This is a genomic window from Rhodophyticola sp. (assembly GCF_965284195.1).
Taxonomy (GTDB): Bacteria; Pseudomonadota; Alphaproteobacteria; order Rhodobacterales; family Rhodobacteraceae; genus Rhodophyticola.
Genome location: NZ_CBDIRM010000001.1, coordinates 782,844 through 807,642, shown reverse-complemented (window position 1 = coordinate 807,642; position 24,799 = coordinate 782,844). Strand labels below are relative to the sequence as shown.

Annotated in this window: 20 protein-coding genes; 15 read left to right on the top strand and 5 right to left on the bottom strand. The window is 66.0% G+C overall.

Annotated features, from left to right (window positions below; translation table 11 throughout):
* Positions 1-9: 9 nt before the first annotated feature.
* The 4 genes from ssb (at position 10) to trpE (ending at position 5,306) form a co-directional block, all read left to right on the top strand.
* Positions 10-498 (top strand): single-stranded DNA-binding protein, encoded by a 489-nt coding sequence (ssb, locus tag ACQ651_RS04080; RefSeq protein WP_375552660.1) that lies wholly within the window; start codon positions 10-12, stop codon positions 496-498.
* A 170-nt stretch (positions 499-668) separates the two neighbouring features.
* Positions 669-1,862: an aminotransferase gene (locus ACQ651_RS04075; protein WP_430448440.1), complete on the top strand. Its 1,194-nt coding sequence runs from the start codon at positions 669-671 to the stop codon at positions 1,860-1,862.
* Positions 1,863-1,934: 72 nt separating this feature from the next.
* Positions 1,935-3,791 carry a SurA N-terminal domain-containing protein gene (locus ACQ651_RS04070; protein ID WP_430448438.1) on the top strand — a complete coding sequence of 619 codons (1,857 nt, stop codon included), beginning with the start codon at positions 1,935-1,937 and terminating at the stop codon, positions 3,789-3,791.
* Between the two features lie 3 nt (positions 3,792-3,794).
* The gene (trpE, locus tag ACQ651_RS04065) at positions 3,795-5,306 is read left to right on the top strand and encodes an anthranilate synthase component I (protein WP_430448436.1); all 1,512 of its coding nucleotides are present in this window, start codon (positions 3,795-3,797) and stop codon (positions 5,304-5,306) included.
* Between the two features lie 38 nt (positions 5,307-5,344).
* Here trpE and ACQ651_RS04060 read toward each other — a convergent pair whose 3' ends face one another.
* Positions 5,345-6,928, bottom strand: a complete 1,584-nt coding sequence (locus tag ACQ651_RS04060; RefSeq protein WP_430448434.1) for a divergent polysaccharide deacetylase family protein — start codon at positions 6,926-6,928, stop codon at positions 5,345-5,347.
* Positions 6,929-7,052: 124 nt separating this feature from the next.
* Between ACQ651_RS04060 and ACQ651_RS04055 the strand changes: the two genes are divergently transcribed.
* The 6 genes from ACQ651_RS04055 to ACQ651_RS04030 all read left to right on the top strand — a co-directional run bounded on the left by ACQ651_RS04055 (position 7,053) and on the right by ACQ651_RS04030 (position 13,655).
* Positions 7,053-7,640, top strand: coding sequence for an anthranilate synthase component II (locus tag ACQ651_RS04055; protein ID WP_430448432.1), 588 nt, complete (start codon positions 7,053-7,055; stop codon positions 7,638-7,640).
* A complete protein-coding gene (gene trpD, locus ACQ651_RS04050; protein ID WP_375552665.1) occupies positions 7,637-8,656 on the top strand; it encodes an anthranilate phosphoribosyltransferase in 1,020 nt (339 codons plus the stop codon). The genes ACQ651_RS04055 and trpD overlap by 4 nt, the downstream gene beginning before the upstream one ends.
* The gene (gene trpC, locus ACQ651_RS04045; RefSeq protein ID WP_227285436.1) at positions 8,653-9,465 is read left to right on the top strand and encodes an indole-3-glycerol phosphate synthase TrpC; all 813 of its coding nucleotides are present in this window, start codon (positions 8,653-8,655) and stop codon (positions 9,463-9,465) included. The genes trpD and trpC overlap by 4 nt, the downstream gene beginning before the upstream one ends.
* Positions 9,465-9,944 carry a cyclic pyranopterin monophosphate synthase MoaC gene (gene moaC / locus ACQ651_RS04040; protein ID WP_430448430.1) on the top strand — a complete coding sequence of 160 codons (480 nt, stop codon included), beginning with the start codon at positions 9,465-9,467 and terminating at the stop codon, positions 9,942-9,944. The genes trpC and moaC overlap by 1 nt, the downstream gene beginning before the upstream one ends.
* A complete protein-coding gene (locus ACQ651_RS04035) occupies positions 9,941-11,125 on the top strand; it encodes a molybdopterin molybdotransferase MoeA (protein ID WP_430448429.1) in 1,185 nt (394 codons plus the stop codon). Before moaC ends, ACQ651_RS04035 begins: the two co-directional genes overlap by 4 nt.
* A 112-nt stretch (positions 11,126-11,237) precedes the next feature.
* Complete coding sequence (locus ACQ651_RS04030) at positions 11,238-13,655, top strand: GcvT family protein (RefSeq protein ID WP_430448427.1); 2,418 nt, start codon at positions 11,238-11,240, stop codon at positions 13,653-13,655.
* Positions 13,656-13,657: 2 nt separating this feature from the next.
* On the opposite strand, the gene ACQ651_RS04025 is transcribed toward ACQ651_RS04030, so the two are convergent.
* Positions 13,658-14,533 (bottom strand): LysR substrate-binding domain-containing protein, encoded by an 876-nt coding sequence (locus ACQ651_RS04025; RefSeq protein ID WP_227285432.1) that lies wholly within the window; start codon positions 14,531-14,533, stop codon positions 13,658-13,660.
* A gap of 114 nt (positions 14,534-14,647) precedes the next feature.
* Here ACQ651_RS04025 and ACQ651_RS04020 point away from each other — a divergent pair, with 114 nt between their 5' ends.
* Both ACQ651_RS04020 and ACQ651_RS04015 read left to right on the top strand, forming a co-directional pair.
* On the top strand, positions 14,648-16,003 hold the full coding sequence (locus tag ACQ651_RS04020; RefSeq protein WP_430448425.1) for an MmgE/PrpD family protein: 1,356 nt from the start codon (positions 14,648-14,650) through the stop codon (positions 16,001-16,003).
* Positions 16,004-16,069: 66 nt separating this feature from the next.
* Positions 16,070-17,659 carry an HNH endonuclease gene (locus ACQ651_RS04015; RefSeq protein WP_430448423.1) on the top strand — a complete coding sequence of 530 codons (1,590 nt, stop codon included), beginning with the start codon at positions 16,070-16,072 and terminating at the stop codon, positions 17,657-17,659.
* Here ACQ651_RS04015 and ACQ651_RS04010 read toward each other — a convergent pair.
* Positions 17,654-17,818 carry a hypothetical protein gene (locus ACQ651_RS04010; protein WP_430448422.1) on the bottom strand — a complete coding sequence of 55 codons (165 nt, stop codon included), beginning with the start codon at positions 17,816-17,818 and terminating at the stop codon, positions 17,654-17,656. The genes ACQ651_RS04015 and ACQ651_RS04010 overlap by 6 nt on opposite strands.
* Positions 17,818-18,732, bottom strand: coding sequence for an IS1595 family transposase (locus ACQ651_RS04005; protein ID WP_430448420.1), 915 nt, complete (start codon positions 18,730-18,732; stop codon positions 17,818-17,820). The genes ACQ651_RS04010 and ACQ651_RS04005 overlap by 1 nt, the downstream gene beginning before the upstream one ends.
* Positions 18,733-18,883: 151 nt before the next feature.
* Between ACQ651_RS04005 and lexA the strand changes: the two genes are divergently transcribed.
* The gene (lexA, locus tag ACQ651_RS04000) at positions 18,884-19,573 is read left to right on the top strand and encodes a transcriptional repressor LexA (protein ID WP_430448418.1); all 690 of its coding nucleotides are present in this window, start codon (positions 18,884-18,886) and stop codon (positions 19,571-19,573) included.
* 46 nt (positions 19,574-19,619) lie between these two features.
* Here the strand turns inward: lexA and ACQ651_RS03995 are convergent, their stop codons facing one another.
* Positions 19,620-21,800, bottom strand: coding sequence for a ComEC/Rec2 family competence protein (locus ACQ651_RS03995; RefSeq protein ID WP_430448416.1), 2,181 nt, complete (start codon positions 21,798-21,800; stop codon positions 19,620-19,622).
* A gap of 111 nt (positions 21,801-21,911) precedes the next feature.
* Here ACQ651_RS03995 and gltX point away from each other — a divergent pair, with 111 nt between their 5' ends.
* Positions 21,912-23,336: a glutamate--tRNA ligase gene (gene gltX, locus ACQ651_RS03990; RefSeq protein WP_430448415.1), complete on the top strand. Its 1,425-nt coding sequence runs from the start codon at positions 21,912-21,914 to the stop codon at positions 23,334-23,336.
* A gap of 100 nt (positions 23,337-23,436) precedes the next feature.
* Positions 23,437-24,729, top strand: a complete 1,293-nt coding sequence (gene gltA, locus ACQ651_RS03985) for a citrate synthase (RefSeq protein WP_430448414.1) — start codon at positions 23,437-23,439, stop codon at positions 24,727-24,729.
* Positions 24,730-24,799 lie beyond the last annotated feature (70 nt).

Here is a 24,799-nt window from a genome sequence, read left to right as displayed (position 1 = left end):
GGAGGTGATATGGCCGGTTCCGTCAACAAAGTGATCCTGATAGGCAACCTTGGCCGCGACCCGGAAGTGCGCAGCTTCCAGAATGGCGGCAAGGTCTGCAACCTGCGCATCGCCACCTCGGAAACCTGGAAGGACCGCACCACCGGCGAACGGCGCGAGCGGACCGAGTGGCATTCGGTGGCGATCTTCAACGAGAATCTTGCGCGGCTGGCCGAGCAGTATCTGCGCAAGGGGTCGAAGGTCTATATCGAGGGCAAGCTGGAAACCCGCAAATGGCAGGATCAATCCGGGCAGGACCGGTACTCCACCGAAGTGGTGCTGCGGCCCTATGCCGGCGAAATGACGTTTCTTGACGGGCGCGACGGCGGCTCCGGCGGGGGTGGCGGCGGCGGCGGTGGCGGGTATGGCGACGATCGCGGCGGCCCGCCGGACGATCGCGGCGCGCCCGCGGGCGGATTTGGCGGCGCCAGCGATCTGGATGACGAAATACCGTTCTGAAGCGACCGGGCGGACGGGCTCCCATGCGCCAAGGCGCGCGGCAGCGGCAGGCCACCGGTGTGAGTGCAGCCATGGGCGCGGCAGGCGCGTGCGACGGCCCCGGAGGGGACCAGAGCGCCATCGAACCCGCGCCCCGACAGGCAGGGCCACGATCTGGGGATAGGGACGCAATGAGTGGGACACCGATAAACCCGCGATACGCAAGGACGATCGCCCCACCGGTGATGGAGGCGCGGCGCTGGATCGACGGCGTGACCTTTCCCGAGGATCGCCCGCTGATCAACCTGAGCCAGGCCGCCCCCGTCGCGCCGCCGCCGGAGCCGCTTCGCCAAGCGATGGCCGAGGCGCTGCTGAACCGGCCGGAGAGCCATCTGTACGGCCCGGTTCTGGGCCTGCCCGAGCTGCGCGCCGAACTGGCCGGGCAGTGGAGCACGGCCTATGGCGGGACGATCCGACCCGATCAGGTCGCGGTGACCGCGGGCTGCAACCAGGCGTTCACCGCGACGCTTTCCACCATCGCGGGCGCGGGCGATGCCGTGATCCTGCCGACGCCCTGGTATTTCAACCACAAGATGTGGCTGGACATGGAAGGGGTCGAGGCCAAGCTGCTGGCCACCGGCGACGACCTGATCCCCGACCCGGAGGCGGCGGCGGCCCTTGTCTGCGCGCGGACCCGCGCGATCATTCTGGTCAGCCCGAACAACCCCGGCGGGGTCGAATACCCCGCCCCAGTTCTGCGCGCCTTCCGCGATCTGGCAAAACGGCACGGTCTGGCCCTGATCGTGGATGAGACCTATCGCGATTTTCATTCGCAGACCGGCGCACCACATGACCTCTTCGCCGATCCCGACTGGGACGAGACGCTGATCCATCTCTACTCCTTCTCGAAGGCCTACCGGCTGACCGGACACCGTGTGGGCGCGGTCATGGCCTCGCCCGCGCGGCTGGTGGAGGTGGAGAAGTTTCTCGACACCGTCGCGATCTGCCCGCCGCAGATCGGCCAGATCGGCGCACTTTGGGGAATGCGCAATCTGGGGGACTGGCTGGACGGCGAACGGCTGGAGATCCTGCGCCGCCGCGATGCGCTGATCGCGGGCTTCCAGCGGTTGCCGGGCTGGCATTTGCTGGGCTGCGGCGCCTATTTCGCCTATGCGCGCCACCCTTTCGCGCGTCCGTCGGACGCGGTGGCGAAGGCGCTGGTGGGCAAGGCCGGCATTCTGGTGCTGCCGGGCACCATGTTCGGCCCGACCCGCGCGGAAGGCGGCGACGGGCAGGCGGAGGCCAGCCTGCGGATCGCCTTTGCCAATGCCGATGCGGAGGGGCTGGCGCAGGTGGTGGACCGTTTGGCCGGCGTTACGCTCTAGCCACCTCTTGCCCCCCTGCCCCGCAGCGCGTAGATCAAGCCAAACAACGCCCATGGGAGGGGATGATCCGCGATGGTCAAAGGTACCGCCAAGAAAGCCTCCAACATCTTTGTCTGGATCATTCTGGGCCTTCTGATGATTGCCCTGACCGGGTTCGGGATCACCAGTTTCAGCGGCTCCGCCAGCCAGGTGGGCAGCGTCGGCTCCGCCCGGATCACCGCTAATGACTACGCGCGCGCGCTCCAGCGGGAGATAAGCGCGCAGGTGGCCCAGACCGGGCGGCCGGTGAACCTGAACCAGTTGACGGCGCAGGGGCTGGACCGCGCCGTGCTGGACGGGCTGATCGCGCGGGCGGCGCTGGCCAACGAAACCCAGGAAATGGGCCTTTCGATCGGCGATCTGGAGGTTGCGCGGCAAATCCGGGAAACCAGCGGGTTCGCCACGCCCGAGGGCGGGTTCGACCGGGCGGCCTATGAATTCGCCCTGCGCGAAACCGGGCTGACCCCGGCGGAGTTCGAACAGAATGTGCGCGAGGACGTGGCCCGCTCGCTGTTGCAGATCGCGGTCGTGGGCGGGGTTCAGGCGCCCGAGATATTCGCCGAGGCCCTGACCGCCTACCAGACCGAAACGCGCGACTTTTCGGTGCTGCGCGTGACCGAGGCGCAGCTGCCCACCGGGCTGGCCGCGCCGGGCGAGGACGACCTGCAGGCGGAATACGCCGCTAACGAGGCGCGCTTCATGCGGCCCGAGGCGCGGGCGATCACCTATGCCTGGGTCCGGCCCAGCATGATCATGGACGACATGGAGATCGACGAGCAGGCGCTGCGCGACCTCTATGAGGAACGCGCGGAGCTGTACAATCAGCCCGAGCGGCGGCTGCTGGAGCGGTTGGTCTATCCGTCGCTGGAAGAGGCCGAGGCCGCGCGCGCCTCGCTGGATGCCGGCGAGGCGAGCTATGACGATCTGGTCGCGGCGCGGGGTCTGACGCTGGAAGATGTGGATATGGGCGAAGTGGCCGCGCCGGATCTGAGCGAGGCCGCCGCCGAGGCCGTGTTCGGGACCGAGGAGCAGGAGATCATCGGGCCGGTGGAAAGCGCCTTCGGCCCCGCGATTTTCCGGGTGAACGCGGTGCTGGATGCCACGCAGGTGCCCTTCGAGGAGGCCGAGGAGGATCTGAGCGCCGAACTGGCCGCGGAGGCCGCGCGCCGGGCGATCGACGATATCCGGAGCGATGTGGACGACCTGCTGGCCGGCGGCGCAACCCTTGAGGAACTGGCCGGCGATACGCTGATGGAGCTGGGCACGATCGAGTGGTCCCCCGGCTCCGACGAAGGGATCGCGGGCTACGACGCCTTCCGCGAGGCCGCCGCGGCGGCGCGGGAGGGCGATTTCCCGGAACTGCTGGAGCTGTCCGATGGCGGGCTGTTCGCGATCCGTCTGGACGAGGTGATCCCCCCGGCGCTGCCGCCGCTGGAGGAGATCCGCGAGGAGGTGGCCGAAAGCTGGCTGGCGCGGCATCGGCGCGAACAGCTGGCCGCCCATGCGCAGGAGCTGGTCGGCCGGTTGACGCGGGGCACAGCACTTGAGGATCTGGGGCCGGCGGTGAGCCGGGAGGTTCAGATCCGGCGTCAGGATTTCATCCCGGACATGCCGCCCACGCTGGTTGCGCAGATCTTCCAGCTTGACGCGCCGGGCGATACCGCCGTGATCCCGGGCGCGGATTTCGCCGTGATCGCGCGGCTGGACGAGATCAATTCCGGCGCCCGTGGCAGCCCCGGCGCCGAGGCGCTGCTGGCGCTCATTTCCGAGCAGGTCCGCCAGTCCATCGCGCAGGACGTGTTCGAGAGCTTCGGTCAGGCGCTGGAGGCGGATGTGGGCATTTCGCTGAGCCCGTCGGTCATCAATGCCGTCCATGCCCAGTTCCCCTGAGGCATGGCGCTGATCCCCACATATGACGCGTTCGCCGAAGGCTGGGCGGCGGGGCGCAATCAGCTTGTCCATGCCCGGCTGGCCGCGGATCTGGATACGCCGGTTTCGGTGATGATGAAGCTGGCCGATGCGGGCCGCGACAGCTTCATCCTGGAATCGGTGACCGGAGGCGAGGTGCGTGGGCGCTATTCGATCATCGGGTTGAAACCCGATCTGATCTGGGAGTGCCGGGGCGACACCGCGCGGATCAACCGCACCGCCCGCTACGACCGCGATACCTTTGCCCCCTGCGACGCGCCGCCGCTCGATGCGTTGCGCGCGCTGCTGGCCGAAAGCGCCATCGACATGCCCGACGATCTGCCCGCCGCCGCCGCGGGCCTGTTCGGATATCTGGGCTATGACATGATCCGGCTGGTGGAGCATCTGCCGGATGTGAACCCCGACCCACTGGGCCTGCCCGATGCGGTGCTGATGCGCCCGTCGGTCATTGCCGTTCTGGACGGGGTGAAGGGCGAGGTGACGGTGGTGTCGCCGGCCTGGGTTTCGGGCGGCCTGTCGGCGCGCGCGGCCTATGCGCAGGCCGCCGAGCGGGTGTCCGACGCGCTGCGCGATCTGGAGCGCGCGCCCGTGGGCGCGACCCGCGAAATGGGCGCGAGGGCGCCGATGGCGGAGCCCGTTTCGAATTTCACCAAGGCCGATTATCTGGCCGCGGTCGCAAGGGCCAAGGACTATATCCGCGCGGGCGACATCTTTCAGGTCGTCCCCTCGCAGCGCTGGACCCAGGAGTTTCCGGAACCGCCCTTCGCGCTTTACCGCGCGCTCCGGCGGACCAACCCCTCCCCCTTCATGTTCTTCTTCAATTTCGGGCCGTTTCAGGTGGTGGGTGCCAGCCCCGAGATCCTGGTGCGGGTTTTCGGCGGCGAGGTCACGATCCGGCCCATTGCGGGCACGCGCAAGCGCGGTGCCACGCCCGAGGAGGACAAGGCGCTGGAAGCCGATCTGCTGGCCGATCAGAAGGAACTGGCCGAGCATCTGATGCTGCTGGATCTGGGCCGGAACGACACTGCCCGCGTCTCGAAGATCGGCACGGTGCGCCCGACCGAGGAATTCATCGTCGAACGCTACAGCCACGTGATGCATATCGTCTCCAACGTGGTGGGCGAGCTGTCGGAGGAGCATGATGCGCTCTCGGCGCTGCTGGCCGGGCTGCCCGCGGGCACGGTGTCAGGCGCACCCAAGGTGCGCGCGATGGAGATCATCGACGAGCTGGAGCCGGAAAAACGCGGCATCTATGGCGGCGGTGTCGGCTATTTCTCCGCCGGCGGCGACATGGATATGTGTATCGCCCTGCGCACCGCCGTGGTGAAGGATGAAAAGCTCTATATTCAGGCCGGCGGCGGCGTGGTCCATGACAGCGACCCCGAGGCCGAGTTCGAAGAGACCGTGAACAAGGCCCGCGCCATCCGCAAGGCGGCGGAAGATGCGGCGATGTTCACATCGCGCGGCAACGGCTGAGATCGGCTCGCGCGGCCCTTCTTCGGAGCCCGCGTTTGCTAGCGCGTCAGCACCGCCGACACGGGCGCCATCACCACGCTTTCCGACCGATCGCCAAGCGCCCAGGAAAACAGCGCCGTCACCGTGTCGGAATAGGTATGCCCGACGACGATGACGCGCCCCTCCTGTCCGGCGGCGAAGGCGGCGCGGTCCAGATAGCGGGTGATGACCGTGGCGCGCTCCCGCTCGCTGTCGATCTGACGGAAAAGCGTCGCGGCGGGCACCCCTGCCCGGACAGCGCTTTGCTCGGCGGCGTTCAGACCGCGCGGATAGGCCACGAGCCCATGGCCGGTATCGGCCAGCGCGGCGACGACCGCATCGAGCACCGGGCGATCGCCCTGCACGCGGTTCTGGTCGGTATCGAGAAGGGCCACGGTTTCGGGCAACACGTCCAGAGCACCGGCCAGCGCCGTCTCCACATCCGAGGGCGCAGCGCCATCGGGCAGCATCCCGGCAAGGATCAGCACTTCGAACCCGGCGGCGCGATAGGCCGCGGCGCTCTCGGCAGCGCCCGGGGCGGTCGGGTCGATGGCAAAGCTGACCGGAAAGGGGAAATCGAGCAGCACCGACCTGTCGGAACCGAAGGCCGGGTCATCGATCAGGATCACGGCCATCAGGGGGCGGGTTTCCGACGGGTCGAAAGGCGCGGCATAGGCCTCGATCGCGGGGCGCGGATCCTCCCCCTCGGACGGATCGGGCACGGGCACCCCCGCCGCCGTTTCGGCCGCCTGCGGTTCGGAAGCATCGGCCGCGTCGCCGATCCGCGGCAGCGCGGGGCGGAACGACGCGGGCGGCGCCGGTGTGACGGTAGGCGCAGGCGCGGCGCGCGCGGTCTCTTCGCCCGCCGCGGGAGCGCCGGTTGCGGGCTCTTCCGGCAGTTCCGGGGCCGGGGCGGGCATGGTCGTGGGCGTGCCGGGGTCGGTGTCGATCTGCGGCAGACCCAGAGGGGCGGGCTGCAATTCCGGCGGCGGGGCCAGGGGATCGGCGCTTGTATCGCTCACCTCGGGGGTGGACGTGTCGGGCACCGGGCTCTGCACCTGCGGCAGATCCAGCGCGGCCGTCCCTGTGGGGCGCGGCGCAGGCGCCGTGTCGGGCACCGGTGAGGCCGCCAGCGTATCGGGCGCGGGGGCCGGGCTGCCTTGCGGCGGCGCGGAAACCGGCGCGCTGTCAGGCGCGGGCACTGTCGCGGCCTGTTCGGGCGGCGGGCGATTGAACTCGGACCCTGCGGGCAGCGGCACGTTGTCGGCAGGCCCGGTGCGGGTCGCGGTATCTGCGGACGCGGCCGGTCGATCCGCGGGCGCGTCCTCCGCAGGGGCGGGATCGGCGGGCGTGGGCGCGGGATCGGCGGGCGTCGTGTCGGCGGGCGGTTCGCTCCCGGGCTGTTCGGGCGCGGGCGCGACCGCTGCGGGGGCCGTCTCCGCGCCGGCAGTTTCTTCCGGAACCGGTGTGCCCGAAGGGGCGGATGGCGCATCGTTCACGCCGCCGGAGCGGTTCGGAAGCGGGGCGCTGAGTGACAATATCGCAAGAAACAGCGCCGCGAACAGCACCCCCAGCAGCATCCCGGTCACCACACCTCTGCCCATTCCGCTCCTCATCCGCTATCACGCACCGTCCCTGCCCGGTCCCTTGACCCTGCCGCGCGGCTGTTGAACATGTATAACGCGGGCGCGCGTCGCCTTCGACCCCTTTCGGAAAGGCCTGGGCAACATGCTGCTCTTGATCGATAATTACGACAGTTTCACCTATAATCTGGTTCATTACCTTGGGGAACTGGGTGCCGATGTGCAGGTTGCGCGCAATGACGCGCTGACCGTGCAGGAGGCGATGGCGCTGAAGCCGCGGGCGATCGTGCTGTCCCCGGGCCCGTGCGACCCGGACCGGGCGGGCATCTGTCTGGCCCTGACCGGGGCGGCGGCGGAAGCGGGAACCCCGCTTCTGGGCGTGTGTCTGGGCCATCAGACGATCGGGCAGGCGTTTGGCGGCCGCGTCGTCCAGCATGCGGAGATCGTGCACGGCAAGATGGGCCAGATCCTGCATCGGGGCGAGGGTGTCTTTGCCGGGCTCCCCTCCCCACTTCTGGGGACGCGCTATCACTCGCTGGTGGTGGCGCGCGACGATCTGCCGGACTGCCTGACGGTGACGGCGGAACTGGCCGACGGCACGATCATGGGCCTGCGCCACCGGGATCTGCCGATAGAAGGGGTGCAGTTTCACCCCGAAAGCATCCGCTCGGAACACGGGCACGGGATGCTTCGCACCTTCCTCGACAGCGCCCGGATCGGAGAGCCTGCATGACCGACGCGATGAAGCCGCTGATCTATTCGGCCTCCGAAGGGCCGCTCAGCCGGGCGCAGGCGCGCGCCGCGTTCGAGCATCTGTTCGAGGGGGCCGCGACGCCGGCGCAGATCGGCGGGCTGCTGATGGCGATGCGGGCGCGCGGCGAATCCGTCGCCGAATATGCCGCCGCCGCCGCCGTGATGCGGGACAAATGCATCAAGGTGCGCGCGCCGGACGGGGCGATGGATATCGTCGGCACCGGCGGCGACGGCATGGGCACGCTGAATATCTCGACCGCGACGGCCTTCGTGGTTGCGGGGGCCGGTGTGCCGGTTGCGAAACACGGCAACAAGAACCTCAGCTCGAAATCCGGCGCCGCGGACGCGCTTGGCCAGATGGGCATCAATGTCATGGTCGGCCCCGAGATCGTGGAACGCGCCATCGCCGAAGCGGGGATCGGCTTCATGATGGCCCCGATGCACCATCCGGCGATCAAACATGTGATGCCGGTGCGCCTTGAACTTGGCTCGAAGACCATCTTCAACATTCTGGGGCCGCTGACCAACCCCGCGGGCGTGAAGCGGCAACTGACGGGCGCATTCGCCATCGACCTGATCTTTCCCATGGCCGAAACCCTGCAGGATCTGGGCAGCGAGAAAGCCTGGCTGGTGCATGGCGCCGACGGCACGGACGAGATTTCGATCAGCGGGCCGACATCCGTGGCGGTCCTGGACGGGGACGACATCACCGCCCGGGAGGTGCATCCCGAAGAGGCCGGGTTGCCGGTGCATCCGCTCCGCGACATTCTGGGCGGCACGCCCGAGGAGAACGGCGCGGCGCTGCGCGCGCTTTTGGCGGGCGAAACCGGGGCCTACCGGGATGCGGTCCTGCTGAACGCGGCGGCGGCGCTGATCGTTGCGGACAAGGTGGAGACCTTGTTGGAGGGTGTTGAAATCGCACGGGAAAGCATAGATAGCGGCAAGGCGAAGCAGGCCGTGGAGACCCTGGCCCGCATCACATCGGAGAGCTCATGACAACGCCGACGATTCTGGAAAAGATCAAAGCCTACAAGCTGGAGGAGGTCGCGCGCCGCAAGGCCGAACGCCCGCTTGAGTCGGTCGAGACGGAGGCCCGCAGCGCCCCGCCGGTCCGCCCTTTCGCCGAAGCGCTGAGCGCGGCGGCGCGCGAAGGCTACGGCCTGATCGCGGAGATCAAGAAAGCGAGCCCGTCCAAGGGCCTGATCCGCGCGGATTTCGACCCGCCCGCCCTTGCGCAGGCCTATGCCACGGGCGGCGCGACCTGCCTGAGCGTGCTGACCGACGGGCCGAGCTTTCAGGGTGCCGACCAGTTTCTGGTGGCCGCGCGGGAGGCCTGCGACCTGCCGGTGCTGCGCAAGGATTTCCTTTATGACCCCTATCAGGTGGCGGAGGCCCGCGCGCTTGGTGCCGATTGCATCCTGATCATCATGGCCAGTGTCGATGACGGGCAGGCCGGCGAACTGGAGGCGGCCGCGGCCGATTGGGGAATGGATGCGCTGATCGAGGTGCATGACGAAGCGGAACTGGATCGCGCAAGCCATCTGAACTCGCGCCTTGTCGGCATAAACAACCGGGATCTCAACACGTTCGAGACCTCTCTGGATGTGACCCGGCGGCTGGTGCGGATGATCCCCGATGACCGGCTGGTGGTCGCCGAAAGCGGGCTATCCACGCCGGAGGATCTGGCCGATATGGCGCAATACGGTGCGCGCTGCTTCCTGATCGGGGAGAGCCTGATGCGGCAGGAGGATGTGGCCACAGCGACCCGCAACCTGCTGGCCAACCCGCTGACGGCGCGGTTCTGATGCCGAAACTCACGCATTTCGACGGCGACGGGCAGGCCCATATGGTCGATGTGTCCGAAAAGCCGATAACCGCCCGAGTTGCCAAGGCCGGGGTCTGGGTGAAGATGTTGCCCGAAACCCTTGATCTAATTGAGAAAGGCAATGCCAAGAAAGGTGACGTGCTGGCGGTTGCGCGGCTTGCGGGCATCATGGGCGCCAAACGCACCGCCGATCTGATCCCGCTGTGTCATCCGCTGCCGGTGACCAAGGTCTCCATGGAACTGGTGGCGGACCCCGCCTTGCCCGGGGTGCGGATCGTGGCGACGGTCAAGACCAACGGGCAGACCGGGGTCGAGATGGAGGCGCTGACCGCGGCCTCCACCGCGGCGCTGACGGTTTATGACATGCTGAAGGCCGTCGATCGGGGGATGGAGATCGGCGGGCTGCGCGTACTTCTGAAGGATGGCGGCAAATCCGGGCGTTTCGAGGCCGACCCGTGATTTCCGTCGCCGAGGCGCTGGCCCATTGCCTGGCCCTGACCCGCCCGCTGGAGGTGGAGGACGTGCCGCTGAGCGAGGCGGCGGGCCGGGTGCTGGCCCGCTCGGTGCTGGCCCGGCGGGACCAGCCGCCCTTTGCGGCCTCGGCGATGGACGGCTATGCGGTTCGCGGCGCGGACGTGGCGCCGGGCGCGCGGCTGACCGTGGTGGGCGAGGCCCCCGCGGGCCATATGTGGCCCGGCAGGATCGGCGCGGGCGAGGCGCTGCGGATCTTCACCGGCGCGCCGGTGCCCGAAGGCGCCGACCGGATCGTTATTCAGGAGGATGTGCAGCGCGAGGGCGACCGGATCACGCTTGGCGACAAGCTGGATGCGGGCCTGCATATCCGCGCGGCCGGCGTGGATTTCCGCGAGGGGCACCGGATCGAGGCGCCGCGCCGCCTGTCGCCCGCCGATATCGCGCTGGCGGCGTCGATGAACCACCCCCGCCTGCCGGTGACCCGCTGCCCCGATGTGGCGCTGATCGCCACCGGCGACGAGCTTGTGCAGCCCGGCGAGACCCCGCGGCCCGACCAGATCATCGCGTCGAACACCTATGGGCTGAAGGCCGTGATCGAGGCCGAGGGCGGGCAGGCCCGGCTGTTGCCCATCGCGCGGGACACGCATGAAAGCCTGGAACAGGTGCTGGGTCTGGCCGCGGGCGCCGATCTGATCGTGACGATCGGCGGCGCGTCCGTGGGCGATCACGATCTTGTCGGACAGGTGGCGCAGGCGATGGGGCTGGAGCGGTCCTTCTACAAGATCGCCATGCGTCCGGGCAAACCGCTGATGGCCGGGCGGCTGGCCGGGTCGGCCCTGGTCGGCCTTCCCGGAAATCCCGTTTCGTCAATGGTTTGCGGGCATCTCTTCATAGTACCGATGCTGCGCGCCTTTCTTGGCCTGCCCGCGGGCGAGCGCCGCCGAAGCCGCGCCCGGCTGGCCGTGGATCTGCCCGCGAACGGCCCGAGGGAGCACTACATGCGCGCCTGCCTGTCCCACGGGGCTGAGCTGCCCGAAGTGACGCCCGTCGACATGCAGGACAGCTCCCTTCTGACGCGGCTGGCGGAGGCGGACACACTTCTGGTCCTGCCCCCGCATCAGCCGCCGCTGAAGGCCGGCGCGCTGGTGGAGATCCTGCCACTCTGAGCCGATGACCCCGAAAAAGCGGGGTCATTCCCATAAGGTTTTTTCGTTGCCGTGATCCGGCCAAGCCTCTAGCCCGGGCCTGAAGGCCAGGGGCGAAGAGGACGGGCGCGCGATGAAAACACATGCACAGGCCGTGGTGATCGGCGGCGGGCTGGTCGGCTGTTCGATCCTTTACCATCTGGCCAAACTGGGCTGGCGCGACGTCATCCTGCTGGAGCGGGACGAGCTGACATCGGGGTCCACATGGCATGCGGCGGCCGGCATTCACGGGCTTCACGACAGCACCAATATCAGCCGGATCCAGCATTACACGATGGGCTTGTACAAGGAGCTGGAGGCGGAAACCGGCCAGGGTTGCGGCGTGTTTCAGCCGGGCTCGCTCTATCTGGCGCAGACCGAGGCGCGGGAACACCAGTTGCGGCTTCAGGAGGCCAAGGCGCGCTATTACGGGATGAATTTCCACGCGGTGAGCCGGGACGAGGCGGAGCGGCTGCACCCGCTGGTGGATTTCGACGGTATCCGCTGCATCATGTACGAACCCGATGGCGGCAATGTGGATCCGTCCGGCGTGACCATGGCCTATGCCGCGGGCGCCCGCGCACGGGGCGCGGAGATCCACCGCTTCACGCCCGTCACCGCCACGGTGCCGCAGCCCGACGGGTCCTGGATCGTCGAGACGCCAAAAGGGTCTATCCGCACGGACTGGGTGGTGAATGCCGCCGGGCTCTGGGGCCGGGAAGTGGCGGCGATGGCCGGGCTGGAGTTGCCGCTGATCCCGACCGAGCACCAGTATTTCGTCACCGAAACCATCCCCGAAGTGGCCGCGCAGGGCCGTCGCCTACCCTCGGTCGCGGACCGGGACGGCGAATACTACATGCGCCAGGAAGGTCAGGGCCTGCTGATCGGCGCCTATGAGCGCGACATGCGGTTCTGGGCCGAGGATGGCACGCCGCAGGGCTTCGGCCATGAACTCTTCGCCGACGATCTGGACCGGATCATGGACAACGTGATGCGCGCGATGGCGCGGGTGCCGGTTGCGGCGACGGCGGGGATCAAGCGGGTGATCAACGGGCCGATGATCTGGTCGCCCGACAGCGCGGCGCTCTTCGGCCCGGTGCCGGAACTGCGGGGTTACTTCTGCTGCAACGGGATCATTCCGGGCTTCTCCCAATCCGGCGGGCTGGGGCTTCTGGCGGCGGAATGGATGATCGAGGGGGAGCCGAGGCTGGACATGTTCGGCTGGGATCTGGCGCGGTTCGGCCCATGGGCCGGCAAGGCCTTCACCAAGGCGCGGGTGCGGGACCAGTATGCCAACCGCTTCGCGATACATTTCCCCAACGAGGAACGCGCGGCCGGCCGCCCTGCCCGCCTGCGGCCCGCCTATGAGGTGCAGAAATCCATGGGCGCGGTGTTCGGGTTGAATTGCGGGTGGGAACATCCGTTGTGGTTCGCCGATGAACCCGGTGTGACCGAAACGACCGGGTTCGAGCGGCAAAACTGGTTCGAACCGGTCGGCCGCGAGGTCCGGATGCTGCGAACCCATGTCGGCGTGCTCGACATCTCCAACTTCGCCACCTACGAGATCAGGGGGCCCGGCGCGCAGGACTGGCTGGATGCGCTTTTGGCCAATCGGGTGCCGTCCGTTGTGGGGCGGGCCTGCCTTGCGCCGCTGATCGGGGTGCGGGGCGGCGTGGCGGGCGATTTCACCGTCAGCAGACTGGCCCCGGACCGCTTCATGATGATCGGCTCGGGCCTGGCGGAACGCTATCACCGGCGGTTTTTCGATATGGTGCCGCTGCCGCAGGGCACCATCTTCGAGAACCGGACCGATGCGCTTTGCGGCATGAATGTCGCCGGACCGAAATCGCGCGAGCTTCTGCAACGGCTGACGAACGAGGATCTGTCCAACGCGGGCTTCGGGTTCATGCAGGCGCGGCAGATGGTGGTGGCCGGTGTGCCGGTGGTGGCGCTGCGCGTGTCCTTCACCGGCGATCTGGGATGGGAGCTGCATTGCGCGGAGGAGCAGCAGACCGCCCTGTACCGTGCCCTGATCGGGGCCGCGCGCGACATGCGCGGCGGCCCGGTCGGCAGCCGCGCGCTCGGCGCGTTGCGGATCGAGAAGGGATACGGCTCATGGGGCCGCGAATACAGCCCCGAATACCGGCCGCAGGAAGTGGGGCTGGACCGGCTGATCAAGCTGGACAAGGACTTCCTGCACAAGGGCGCCTATGTTGCGCTGGCCGGGACGTCGCCGCGCGAGACCCTGTCGATCTTCGAGATCGACGCGGTGAACAATGCCGATGCCAGCGGCGGAGAACCGATTTTCCTGCCGGACGGCACCGGTGTGGGGCGGGTCACCTCGGGGGCGTATTCGGCCCATACGGGCAAATCCCTCGCCCTTGGCTTCGCGCGGGCCGGGACGGCGCAGCCGGGCGATGTGGTGGAGATCCACGTGCTGGGGCGCCCGCACCGGGCCCGGATGCTGCCCGCGCCGCCGTTCGACCCCGAGGGGCTGAGACTGCGCGGATGAGATCAGCCGTTGCCGTCGAGCAACCAGTCGCGGAAACGTCTGGCAGGCGGCTTCAGGGTCCGGGCGGGGCGGGTCAGGTAGTAGTTCCACGGGCTGTCGACGGCGCAAGCGAAGGGCTCGGTCAACACGCCGCGCGCCAGATAGGGTTCGGCGAGCGACCGCAGAACCGCCACGCAGCCCAACCCGTTCGCCGCCAGTTCCAGCGCGACGTTGGAGGAATTCGACCGCACGCCCCCGTGCAGATCCAGATCGTCGAGATCCAGCCCCGCGGCGACCGCGCCCCAGCAATCCTGCCGGGTCAGGATATGGATCAGCCCGGCCCCCTTGAGTTGCCCGGGCCGGCACAACACCTCTCCGGCGACCGTGTATCCGGGGGCGCAGACCACGGTCAGACGCTCGGGCGCCAGCAGCGCGTCGCCGGGCAGAACCTCGTCCCGGGGTTTGATCGCGACGGTCAGATCGGCAACCTCGCCGATCCGGTCGCCCCAGACCGTTCCGTTCAGGGTGATCGTGAAATCGGGATGATCCGCCAGAAACGCCGCGACCCGGGCCGCCATCCAGTTCTCGGCCAGGCTGATCGGGCAGGAGATCACCACCGTCTGGTCATGGGTCCGGGCGATGATGGCCTCGGTCGCGTCCTCGATCTGGAGCAGCGCGCGGCGGATGCCGGGCAGATAGGCCTGCCCCGGACCGGTCAGTTCAAGGCTGCGGGCGTGGCGGATGAACAGGGGTTTGCCGAGATACTCCTCCAACGAGCGGACGTGATTGGAAATCGCGGCCTGGGTGTAGTTCAGCTCCTCCGCGGCGAGCGTGAAGTTCAGGTGCCGCGCCGCCGCCTCGAAGGAGCGGAGGTGATTCAGGTAGGGTCGGTGTTCCACGGGGGCCGGGCGCCTTCTTGCCATGTGCGGCACATGAAACCCGCAATTCGCCCCATGGGCCAGAATATTTATGCGTGAGACCCCGTTTTCATTGCGAGACTGGCGGAGAGGCGCATGCCGCTATGGGCCATGAGCCGGACTTTCGCGCATATCGCCGCCTTCGTGCTGGACCGGCCCGCCGCCGACATGCCCGCCAGCGCCCTGCGAAGCGCAGCCTGGCTGCTGCTTGATACGGTCGGCGTGGCCGCCGCCGCGGGCCCGATGGAGGCGGGCATCATCGCGCGCGATACGGCCTGCGCCCTTTATGGCAGCGCCGATCCGGCCCTGACCGCGCGGATGATGTTCGACGGGCGACCGGTCAGCCTTGCCGGTGCGGGCTATGCCGCGGCCACGCAGATCGACAATCTGGATGCCCATGACGGCTACAATCCCTGCAAGGGCCATATCGGGGTGGCGGCGGTGGCGGCCTTTTGCGCGCTGATGCAGCGGGCGCCGGAGATGACGGGCCCCGAGGCGCTGGCCCATCTTGTGGTGGGCTACGAGGTCGCGGGCCGCGCGGGCAAGGCGCTGCATGCGACCGCCTGCGATTATCACACATCGGGGGCCTGGAACGCGCTTGGCGTCGCGGCGATGGCGGCACGGATGCGCGGCCATGGGGCGGCGATGCTGCGCGAGGGGCTGGGCATTGCCGAATATCACGGTCCCCGCAGCCAGATGATGCGCGAGATCGCCAACCCCACGATGCTGCATGACGGGTCCGGCTGGGGCACGTTGGCGGGCCTCTCCGCGGCGGTTCTGGCGGAAAAGAGATTTACCGGCGCGCCTGCGGTGACGGTGGAGGACGCGCCCGAATTCTGGGCCGATCTGGGGCGCAACTGGCTGGTGGAGGATCAGTACATAAAGCCCTACCCGATCTGCCGATGGGCCCATGGCGCGATTGACGCGGCCCGCGATGTGATGCTGGCCCACAAGCTTGGCCCCGGGGATATCGCCCATGTGCAGGTCAACAGCTTTGCCGAGGCTGTGGCCCTGTTTCCGGGCCTGCCGCGGACCACGTCGCAGGCGCAGTATTCCCTGCCCTTCGCCCTCGCCGCCTATCTTGTTCACGGGACGATCGGACTGGAGCAGATTTCGGGGCGCGGGCTTGCCGATGCCGACGTGATCGCGATGCACCGCCGGATCGACGTGGCCCGCGCGGCCCGTCACGACGCCACGTTTCCGGCCTGCCGGATGGCCGATATCCGTATCATCACGACCGACGGGCGCAGTCTGGCCTCGGGCGACACCCATGCCCGCGGCGACAGGCGCCGCCCGTTGAGCGAGGCCGAGATCGCCGCGAAGTTCACCGGGCTTGCGGCGCCGGTTCTGGGCCGGGCCCGCAGCGAGGCGCTCTGCCGGGGTCTCATCGGGCTGACCGCCCCCGGCAGCCGGTTGGGCGATCTGGCCCCGCTTTTGCTCTCGCCGGCTTGAAGGCCGCGGATGGCGATGTTATACTTGCCGTACCCATTGTGCCCCGCGCAACGAAGGAGGTAGGCTATGACTAGTCAACCGAGATTCGTAGGAGCGTTCGAAATGGCAGCAAACGAGGTATATTTGGACGCCCTGATACCGCGCGAGGATTTTGCTACGTTAAGCGGTCTATCAGCCGGAAGTTCAATGTCGTCTATTAGCTTGTCAACGCTATCAGATGATTTTTTTGTTTCCAGCCTCAGAAAGCCTGACTTTCAAAGAGAAACTGCAAATTGGAACCCTCAGAAAATAGTTGACCTTGTGGAGGCGTTTCTGGACGGGGATTTGGTTCCAGCGGTGATCCTTTGGAGGTCTGGACAATTCGTATTTGTCATAGACGGCGCGCACAGAATTAGCGCAATGCTTGCTTGGGTGTACGACGATTATGGGGATAAGCGCCGATCAAGGGAGTTTTTAGAAAACCAAGTTCCGGTTGAGCAGGTGGAAATCGCCGAAAAGACAAGATCACTTATGAATGAGCGCGTAGGCTCATATAGCTCTTATAAAGAAGCTGCTAAGTCGCCTGCCTATGCTGATGAAAAAATCAAGAACCGGTTGGGGGCACTAGCGTCGAATTCTTTTGTTGTTCAATGGGTGCCTGCAGAAAACGCGGAAGGCGCGGAAAAGTCGTTTTTCAAGATAAACCAAGCGCCAACACCAGTTAATCCAATCGAAAAGAGGATATTAAGATCGAGATCGTCAGCAAATGCCATATCAACCAGGGCAATAAATCGAAGTGGTTCTGGTCATAAGTATTGGGGACATTTTGATGCCGCGACACAGCGAGAAATTGAGTCGTTTGGACGATCAATCAACGATATTCTATATAAGCCCTCTCTGTCTGGAAGTGTTATCAAGACAGCTGATGTTCCCATTGGAGGAAAAGGCTATAGCACACTTCCTTTTCTGTTTGAGTTTGTAAACGTAGTTAACGAAATCAGTCCAAAGACCAGAAAGGACCCGGAAGACCCAGATGGAGAAGAAACACTTGAGATGTTGCGGCGAGTGCAAGACTCGCTTGAGCTGATTTCTACTGACAAGCCTAAATCATTGGGCCTGCACCCGCTTGTGTATTTCTATACCCGCGGAGGGCAATTTCAGCCAAATGCATTTCTTGCGGTCATCCAGTTTGTCAAAAACCTGGAAAAAGACAAGAAGCTGGATGACTTTACGCGGGTTCGGAGAAACTTTGAGGACTTTTTGCTGGGGCACAAAGAGGCCTTTACTCTTCTGGTAAAAAACCTTGGCTCAGGGGCTAGAAGCCGACCAGCGATTGAAAAGTTCCTCAAGTATGTTTTCGATCAGCTTGCTTCTGGAAAAACAACGCCAGAGATACTAAGCGGGGCTGCTGCGGAAAGTGAACAGTTTTCCTTCTTATCTTCTCCGGCTCCGTCAAGAGGAACTGGACGCCGCAAAACCTTTAGTTCGGGAACCAAATCTTTTGCGTATGTAAAAGAGCTGCAAAAGAATGGAGTTCGGTGTGGTATTTGTGGCGGGCTCATCCATTCTAATTCAATAGGTGTAGATCACATTAAGCGGAAGCGCGACGATGGGGATGCCAGACCGTCAAACGCTCAAGTCTCGCACCCCTTTTGTAACTCTGGATACAAATCATGAGTTCGCTTGAGATTTGCGGGCAATGTCAATCATTGCCCGCTCGAACGCCTCCTCAGCCTCGGTGGGGTTTAGTTCGCCAGCGGCCACGAGCTTTCGGACCGCTTCCCGGAAGCGGTCTGACTGCTCTTTCTGGCTTTCCTCGTTTTTCTTCTTCGGCATCAGAAACCAATCGTTTGGTAGGTCAGGCGTTTGCCTTTGATACCCCCAAGGACCAGATCGGTCCGCAGGGTGTCGTCAATGCCATTAGCCTGCCTGTTGCTGTAGCGGAAATCAAACTCTGCGAGATAGCGATGCAGATGTTTACGCTTGCAGTGCTGATACACGCCGCGCATACCGCGCTTGAAGATCGAGAAGTAGCCCTCGATGGTGTTGGTGTGGATTTCGCCCCGGACGTACTCGCTCTTGCTGTTATCCACAGAATCGTGGCCCGCGAAGTCCTCATGGAGTGCTTGGTACTGGCGCGCCTCATCGGTCATGATGTGCGCCTCACGCGAGACGTTGCGCAGAATGATCGGGATCAGAGTGTCTTTGCGCAGGTCCTTGACCACAACGCTCTTGGAACGCCCGGTGGAACGGTCCACCAGTGCCAGTACCTTGTTCTTATGGCCATATCCCGCAATGCCGCGTGGGCGGTGCGGCTCGTTACCGATGAAGGTCTCATCGACCTCCACAACCCCGCCGCCGGAACCGAAGGGCGACATGGATCCCGAACGCATAGCCTCACGGATACGGTGCGACATGAACCATGCAGTTTTGAGGGTGACGCCAAGAATACGGTGCAATTGATTGCTGCTAATGCCTTTTTTGCTACCGCAGATCAGGTAAATGGCCTGCAACCAGAGATGCATCTTGACGTGGCTGCTTTCAAAGACGGTGCCCACCTTCACGGTGAAGGGCTTGCGGCACCTGTAGCACTTGTAAGCGCCGATCCGGGTGGACTTGCCGCCCATCTTGCTTACGCGCTTGCGCTCACCGCATTTTGGGCAGGTTGCACCATGCGGCCAGACCCGCGCTTCCACGTAGGCATAGGCGGCTTCTTCGTTGTGAAATTCGGGGCGGGACAGAGCGGACATAACGGGCACCTTCTTGCTTCCCAATTAATATGGGGATTCATGTTGGGTACGTCAAGTATAATAACGCCCCGCGGATTCGTTGACACAGAGGGGGAACAGGGGTAGAACATACCCTGAACGAGGCCCTATCGGACAGGCGGAGAGATCTCTTATGCTGACGAAGAAACAGCTCGACCTACTGGAGTTTATCCACAAGCGGATGCAGCGCGATGGCGTCCCCCCCTCTTTCGACGAGATGAAGGAGGCGCTGGATCTGCGCTCGAAATCCGGCATTCACCGGCTGATCACGGCGCTGGAGGAACGCGGGTTCATCCGGCGGCTCGCCCACCGGGCCCGCGCGATCGAGATCGTGAAGCTGCCCGACGCGCTTGAGGCGAAGACCGGGTTCACCCCGCGCGTGATCGAAGGGGACCGGCAGAACCTGCCCGCGGGCGCGATGCCGGTTGCCACGGATGGCGCGATGAAACTGCCGGTGATGGGCCGGATCGCCGCCGGCACCCCGATCGAGGCGATCAGCCAGGTCGCGGCCCATGTGGCCGTGCCCCAGCAGATGATCGGCACCGGCAAGCATCATTACGCGCTGGAGGTCAAGGGCGACTCGATGATCGAAGCCGGGATCAATGACGGCGATATCGTCGTGATCGAAGAGGGCAGTACCGCCGATAACGGCGATATCGTTGTGGCCCTAGTGGAGGATCAGGAGGCGACGCTGAAACGGTTCCGCCAGAAGGGCAACATGATCGCACTGGAAGCCGCGAACCCGGCCTACGAGACGCGGATGCTGCGCGACGATCAGGTCAAGGTGCAGGGCAAGCTGGTGGGGCTGATCCGCACCTACTGACCCGCGCGAACCCGGCGATCCCCCCGCTCCACGGGCGCGGCGAGGCCTATTGGCCCGCCCCCGTCCAGAGGCGCGCGCCCTGACGGGCGCGGGCGCTGGTGATCCGCAGACCCCTGTCCCTTGCCTCCATCGCGATGGCCCCGGTTTCGCGCAGTGTTTCGCCTGAAATCAGAAGGCAGGGGAACTCCGCCGGAGCGGCGCGGGCCAGCGACACGACGGCTCCGCCCGCGCCCCCGGGCCTGCCCTGCCAGACCAGCCCGTCCGCATCCGAGAGCAGATCGCCCGAGGCGCGCCCGAGCGGCAGGAGATCGGGCCAGAAATCCTCCAGCGGTTCGGACATCAGAACGATGTCATGGCGGGCGCAGGCCTCCGCAACCTCGCGCGCGGCCCGCCGCCCACCGCCATGCCAGAGGCTTTGCCCATCGGGCAGCGCAAGGCTGTGGCCCGTCCCCGCGACCTGCCAGCCCGGGCGGGACGCCGCGGCCTCCTGATCGGCGGGGTCGCCATCGTTTTCCAGCCAGATACCGGCCACGAACCCGTCTCCGCGCGGCTTCGTCAAGGCGCGACCCTCGGGCGCGAGCACGCCGGCCAGCCGACCGGAGGAGGAGAGCAGGAGATCGGGCCGATCCGCCGCGGACCAGATCGCCAGCGCAACCGCGACAGGCGCAAGGCCCAGCATCCGCGCCCGCCCCCGCCAGAGGATGACCAGCAGCATCCCGAGCGTGATGAGCCCCAGAACGCCCGGGGGCGGCGCCATCACGGCGCGCGTCGCCCCCGGCAGATCCGCCACGTGATGCGCCACCGCCAGAATCCAGACCAGCCCCTGCTCCATCACCCAGAAGGCCAGCCCTTCCAGCCCGAGAGGCCACAGAACGGCCGCGAAGACCGCCGCCGGGATCACGATGCTGCCCATCACCGGCACGGTCAGCAGATTGGCGACCAGCCCGTAAACCGCGATCTGGTTGAAATGGGCCGCCGAAAAGGGCGCCGTCGCGGCCCCGGCCACCGCCGAGGAGATGACCAGCGCCGCAGCGCCCTTGGCCCAGACCGGCAGACCGCTCAGCCATGCCCGATCCCGGAGGGCGTTGAAGACGGCGACCAGAGCGGTGGTGGCGGCGAAGGACATCTGAAACCCGGGGCCCATCAGCGTTTCGGGGCGATGGGCCAGCACGATCAGCGCCGCGATGGCCACCGATCTGAGCGTGATCGCGCGCCTGTCGAGAAGGACGGCGACGAACATCACCGCCACCTGAATGAAGGCCCGTTCGGTGGCCACGTTGCCGCCCGACAGGGCCAGATAGAATGCCCCTGCCGACAACGCGGCCAGCGCGGCCCATTTGCGGATCGGGTAGACCAGCGCCAGCGCCGGGATCAGGGCCAGCCCGAAGCGCAGCGCGGCGTAGATGAACCCCGTCAGAAGCCCCATATGCAAGCCCGAGATTGCCAGAAGATGGGCGATGTTGGACCGCCGCATATCCTCCAGCGGCCCGGTGGAGAGGCCCGAACGGTCCCCCGTCAGCACCGCCGCCGCAAATGCGCCCGCATCGCCCAGGATCCGCGCCTGAATGGTCGCCGACAGATCCAGCCGCAAATGGGTGAGCGGGCGCGCCTGCCCCTGCCGCGGTTCCAGCAGCAGGGCGGGATTGCGCGTGTACCCCACCGCGCCGATCTGCAGGAACCAGGCGTGGCGCTGGAAGTCGAAGCCGCCGGGTTCCGCCGGGCCCTCGGGCGGGCTCAGATGCCCGGTCATCATCACCCGCGCGCCGGGTTCGGGCACCAGCCATCGCTGATCCCCATGCAGTGACACCCGCACCCGTCTGGGCACGCGCGCCGGATCGGTCCGGTCCAGCACGACCTGATCCAGCGTCAGGCGCAGCGCGTCCGAGGCGGAGCGGTCGATGGCCACGATCCGCCCCTCGATCGGGCCGTAATACCGGAAGTCCAGAACCGGCCCCGCGACCAGATGTGCGCGAAGCCCCGCAAGGCCCAGCCCAAGCGCGACCAGACAAAGCGCGGCGAAGATCGGCCCGGCCTGATCGCGCCAGCGCCATGCCAGATGAAGCGACACTGCCGCCACGGCCAAGGCGGCGCCGTAGACCGGCCAGCCCGGTTCCGCACGGAGGCCGAAATACCAGGCCACGCCCAAACCCGCGAACACCGGCGACCACGGCATCAGGGCCCCACGCTGGCCCTGCTGAAGCCGGTTGATCAGATGCCAGAGGCGCACCCTTGTCACCCCGCGCGCGGTTGCCTAAACACTCAGCCACACCTATCCGCCTCATGGTTTCCAAGACGTTAACGCGCGTGCCGTCCGACGCCCCGCGCCGAAAGGACGAAGATGACCGACCCCCGTGCCGCGCGCCCCGTGGTGACCCGCATCGCCCCCTCGCCCACGGGCTACATGCATATCGGAACCGCGCGGACGGCGCTGTTCAACTGGCTGTTCGCCCGCAGGCATGGCGGGCGGTTCCTGTTGCGGATCGAGGATACGGACCGGGCCCGCTCCACCCCCGAGGCGACCGCGGCGATCCTGCGAGGGTTCGCGTGGCTGGGGCTGGATTACGACGGCGAGGCGGTGAGCCAGTTCGCGCGGCGTGATCGCCATGCGGAGGTGGCCCGCGCGATGCTGGCCAGCGGCACGGCCTACAAGTGTTTCTCCACCCAGGAGGAGATAGCCGCGTTCCGGGAAACCGCCAAGGCCGAAGGCCGCTCGACCCTGTTCCTGTCGCCCTGGCGCGATGCGGCCGAGGCCAGCCATCCCGATGCGCCCTATGTGATCCGCCTGAAAGCCCCGCGCGACGGCCAGACGGTGATCGCCGACAGGGTTCAGGGCGATGTGACGATCCGCAACGCCACGCTGGACGACATGATCCTGCTCCGCTCGGACGGGACGCCCACCTACATGCTGGCCGTGGTGGTCGACGATCACGACATGGGGGTGACCCATGTGATCCGCGGCGACGATCATCTGAACAATGCCGCCCGGCAGATCCATGTCTATCAGGCCATGGACTGGGAGGTGCCGGTCTGGGCGCATATTCCGCTGATCCATGGGCCCGACGGCAAGAAACTGTCGAAACGCCACGGCGCGACGGGGGTGGAGGAATATGCCGCGATGGGCTACCCGGCTGCGGCGATGCGCAACTATCTTGCCCGCCTCGGATGGTCCCATGGCGATGACGAATTGTTCGACGATGCGCAGGCCCGCGCGTGGTTCGATCTCGACGGTATCGGCAAATCGCCCGCGCGCCTCGATTTCAAGAAACTGGACAGCGTATCGTCCTGGCATATCGCGCGGATGGACGATGCCGACCTGCTGGCGGAGATCGCGCGGTTTCGCGCCCTGACCGGTCAGCCGCCGCTTTCGCAGGCGCAGCATGACGGGCTTCTGGCTGCGATGTATTGCCTCAAGGATCGGGCCAGAACCTTGCCCGATCTGCTTGAAAAAGCCCAGTTTATCATGACGGGTCGACCGATCGAGCGGGACGGGAAGAGCCAGGCGGCGCTGACCGATGTATCCCGTGGTATACTGTCGGAATTGACTACGCAGTTGCAGAATGGTAGCTGGTCCCGTGACACGCTTGAGGCGACCCTGACATCGGCGGCCGAAGCTCACGGGCTCAAATTCGGTCAGCTTGCGCAACCTCTTCGCGCAGCTCTTGCCGGTCGGACTGCGACGCCCAGTGTCTACGATATGATGCTCGTCATTGGCCGCGATGAAACCATCGCCCGCTTGACGGAGGCCGCCGCCCCCGCCCGCTGACGGTGCTCGGGCCCCGGCTCAGAAATGCGGGCCGGAACAAGGCCCTGAAAACGACCCGTCTGACACCTTGTCAGATGTGGCCAATCGAAGAGGGACTGACATGGCTGATGGCAGATTCGCGACGCTGAGCTTTGACGGCAAGACACTGGAGTTGCCCATACATTCGCCTACCGCGGGGCCGGATGTGATTGACATCACCAAGCTTTACGCGCAAGGCAACGTATTCACGCATGACCCGGGTTTCACGTCCACCTCGGCCTGCGAAAGCAAGATCACCTATATCGATGGCGACAAGGGCGAATTGCTGCATCGGGGATATCCGATCGACCAGCTTGCCGGGAAATCCCATTACCTGGAGGTCTGCTACCTGCTGCTCTACGGCGAACTGCCCACCGCAGCGGAGCTTGAGGATTTCGAAAGCCGTGTGACGAACCACACGATGATCCACGAGCAGATGGCCAATTTCTTCCGCGGTTTCCGGCGCGACGCGCATCCGATGGCGGTCATGACCGGTGTGGTGGGCGCGATGTCGGCCTTTTACCACGATTCGACCGACATCTCCGATCCGTGGCAGCGCGAGGTCGCCTCGATCCGGCTGATCGCAAAGATGCCGACGATTGCGGCGATGGCCTATAAATACACGATCGGGCAGCCCTTCGTGTATCCGCGCAACGATTGCGATTACGCCACCAACTTCCTGCGTATGTGTTTCGCCGTTCCGGCGGAGGAGTACCAGCCCGACCCGATCCTGAGCCGCGCGATGGACCGGATCTTCACCCTGCATGCGGATCACGAACAGAACGCCTCCACATCGACGGTTCGCCTTGCGGGATCCTCGGGTGCCAACCCGTTTGCCTGTATCGCCGCCGGCATCGCCTGTCTCTGGGGCCCGGCCCATGGCGGCGCGAACCAGGCCTGCCTGGAAATGCTGCGCGAGATCGGCACTGTGGACCGCATTCCCGAATACATCGCCCGTGCGAAGGACCGTGACGATCCGTTCCGCCTGATGGGGTTCGGCCACCGGGTCTACAAGAATTTCGACCCGCGCGCCAAGGTGATGAAGCAAAGCGCCGACGAGGTGCTGGACCTGCTTGGCGTGGAGAACAACCCCACCCTGCAAGTCGCCAAGGAGCTTGAGAAAATCGCGATCGAGGATTCCTATTTCCACGACAAGAAGCTCTATCCGAACGTGGATTTCTACTCCGGGATCATTCTGGACGCGATGGGCTTCCCGACCTCGATGTTCACCCCGATCTTCGCGCTTAGCCGCACGGTTGGCTGGATCGCCCAGTGGAAGGAAATGATCGCCGATCCGTCGGGCAAGATCGGCCGTCCGCGCCAGTTGTATACCGGCGAGACCTACCGCGATTACGTGGATATCGAAAACCGCTGATCGCCCACGCAACCGACACGAACGGCCGCCCTTTGAAAAAGGGGCGGCCTTTTCGTGTGCAGCGGACGCA

Excerpts from the sequence above, each read along its gene's own strand:
- ssb (WP_375552660.1), top strand. The coding sequence starts at position 10 with ATGGCCGGTTCCGTCAACAAAGTGATCCTGATAGGCAACCTTGGCCGC.
- ACQ651_RS04075 (WP_430448440.1), top strand. The coding sequence starts at position 669 with ATGAGTGGGACACCGATAAACCCGCGATACGCAAGGACGATCGCCCCA.
- ACQ651_RS04070 (WP_430448438.1), top strand. The coding sequence starts at position 1,935 with ATGGTCAAAGGTACCGCCAAGAAAGCCTCCAACATCTTTGTCTGGATC.
- trpE (WP_430448436.1), top strand. The coding sequence starts at position 3,795 with ATGGCGCTGATCCCCACATATGACGCGTTCGCCGAAGGCTGGGCGGCG.
- ACQ651_RS04060 (WP_430448434.1), bottom strand. The coding sequence starts at position 6,928 with ATGGGCAGAGGTGTGGTGACCGGGATGCTGCTGGGGGTGCTGTTCGCG.
- ACQ651_RS04055 (WP_430448432.1), top strand. The coding sequence starts at position 7,053 with ATGCTGCTCTTGATCGATAATTACGACAGTTTCACCTATAATCTGGTT.
- trpD (WP_375552665.1), top strand. The coding sequence starts at position 7,637 with ATGACCGACGCGATGAAGCCGCTGATCTATTCGGCCTCCGAAGGGCCG.
- trpC (WP_227285436.1), top strand. The coding sequence starts at position 8,653 with ATGACAACGCCGACGATTCTGGAAAAGATCAAAGCCTACAAGCTGGAG.
- moaC (WP_430448430.1), top strand. The coding sequence starts at position 9,465 with ATGCCGAAACTCACGCATTTCGACGGCGACGGGCAGGCCCATATGGTC.
- ACQ651_RS04030 (WP_430448427.1), top strand. The coding sequence starts at position 11,238 with ATGAAAACACATGCACAGGCCGTGGTGATCGGCGGCGGGCTGGTCGGC.
- ACQ651_RS04020 (WP_430448425.1), top strand. The coding sequence starts at position 14,648 with ATGCCGCTATGGGCCATGAGCCGGACTTTCGCGCATATCGCCGCCTTC.
- ACQ651_RS04015 (WP_430448423.1), top strand. The coding sequence starts at position 16,070 with ATGACTAGTCAACCGAGATTCGTAGGAGCGTTCGAAATGGCAGCAAAC.
- ACQ651_RS04010 (WP_430448422.1), bottom strand. The coding sequence starts at position 17,818 with ATGCCGAAGAAGAAAAACGAGGAAAGCCAGAAAGAGCAGTCAGACCGC.
- ACQ651_RS04005 (WP_430448420.1), bottom strand. The coding sequence starts at position 18,732 with ATGTCCGCTCTGTCCCGCCCCGAATTTCACAACGAAGAAGCCGCCTAT.
- lexA (WP_430448418.1), top strand. The coding sequence starts at position 18,884 with ATGCTGACGAAGAAACAGCTCGACCTACTGGAGTTTATCCACAAGCGG.
- gltX (WP_430448415.1), top strand. The coding sequence starts at position 21,912 with ATGACCGACCCCCGTGCCGCGCGCCCCGTGGTGACCCGCATCGCCCCC.
- gltA (WP_430448414.1), top strand. The coding sequence starts at position 23,437 with ATGGCTGATGGCAGATTCGCGACGCTGAGCTTTGACGGCAAGACACTG.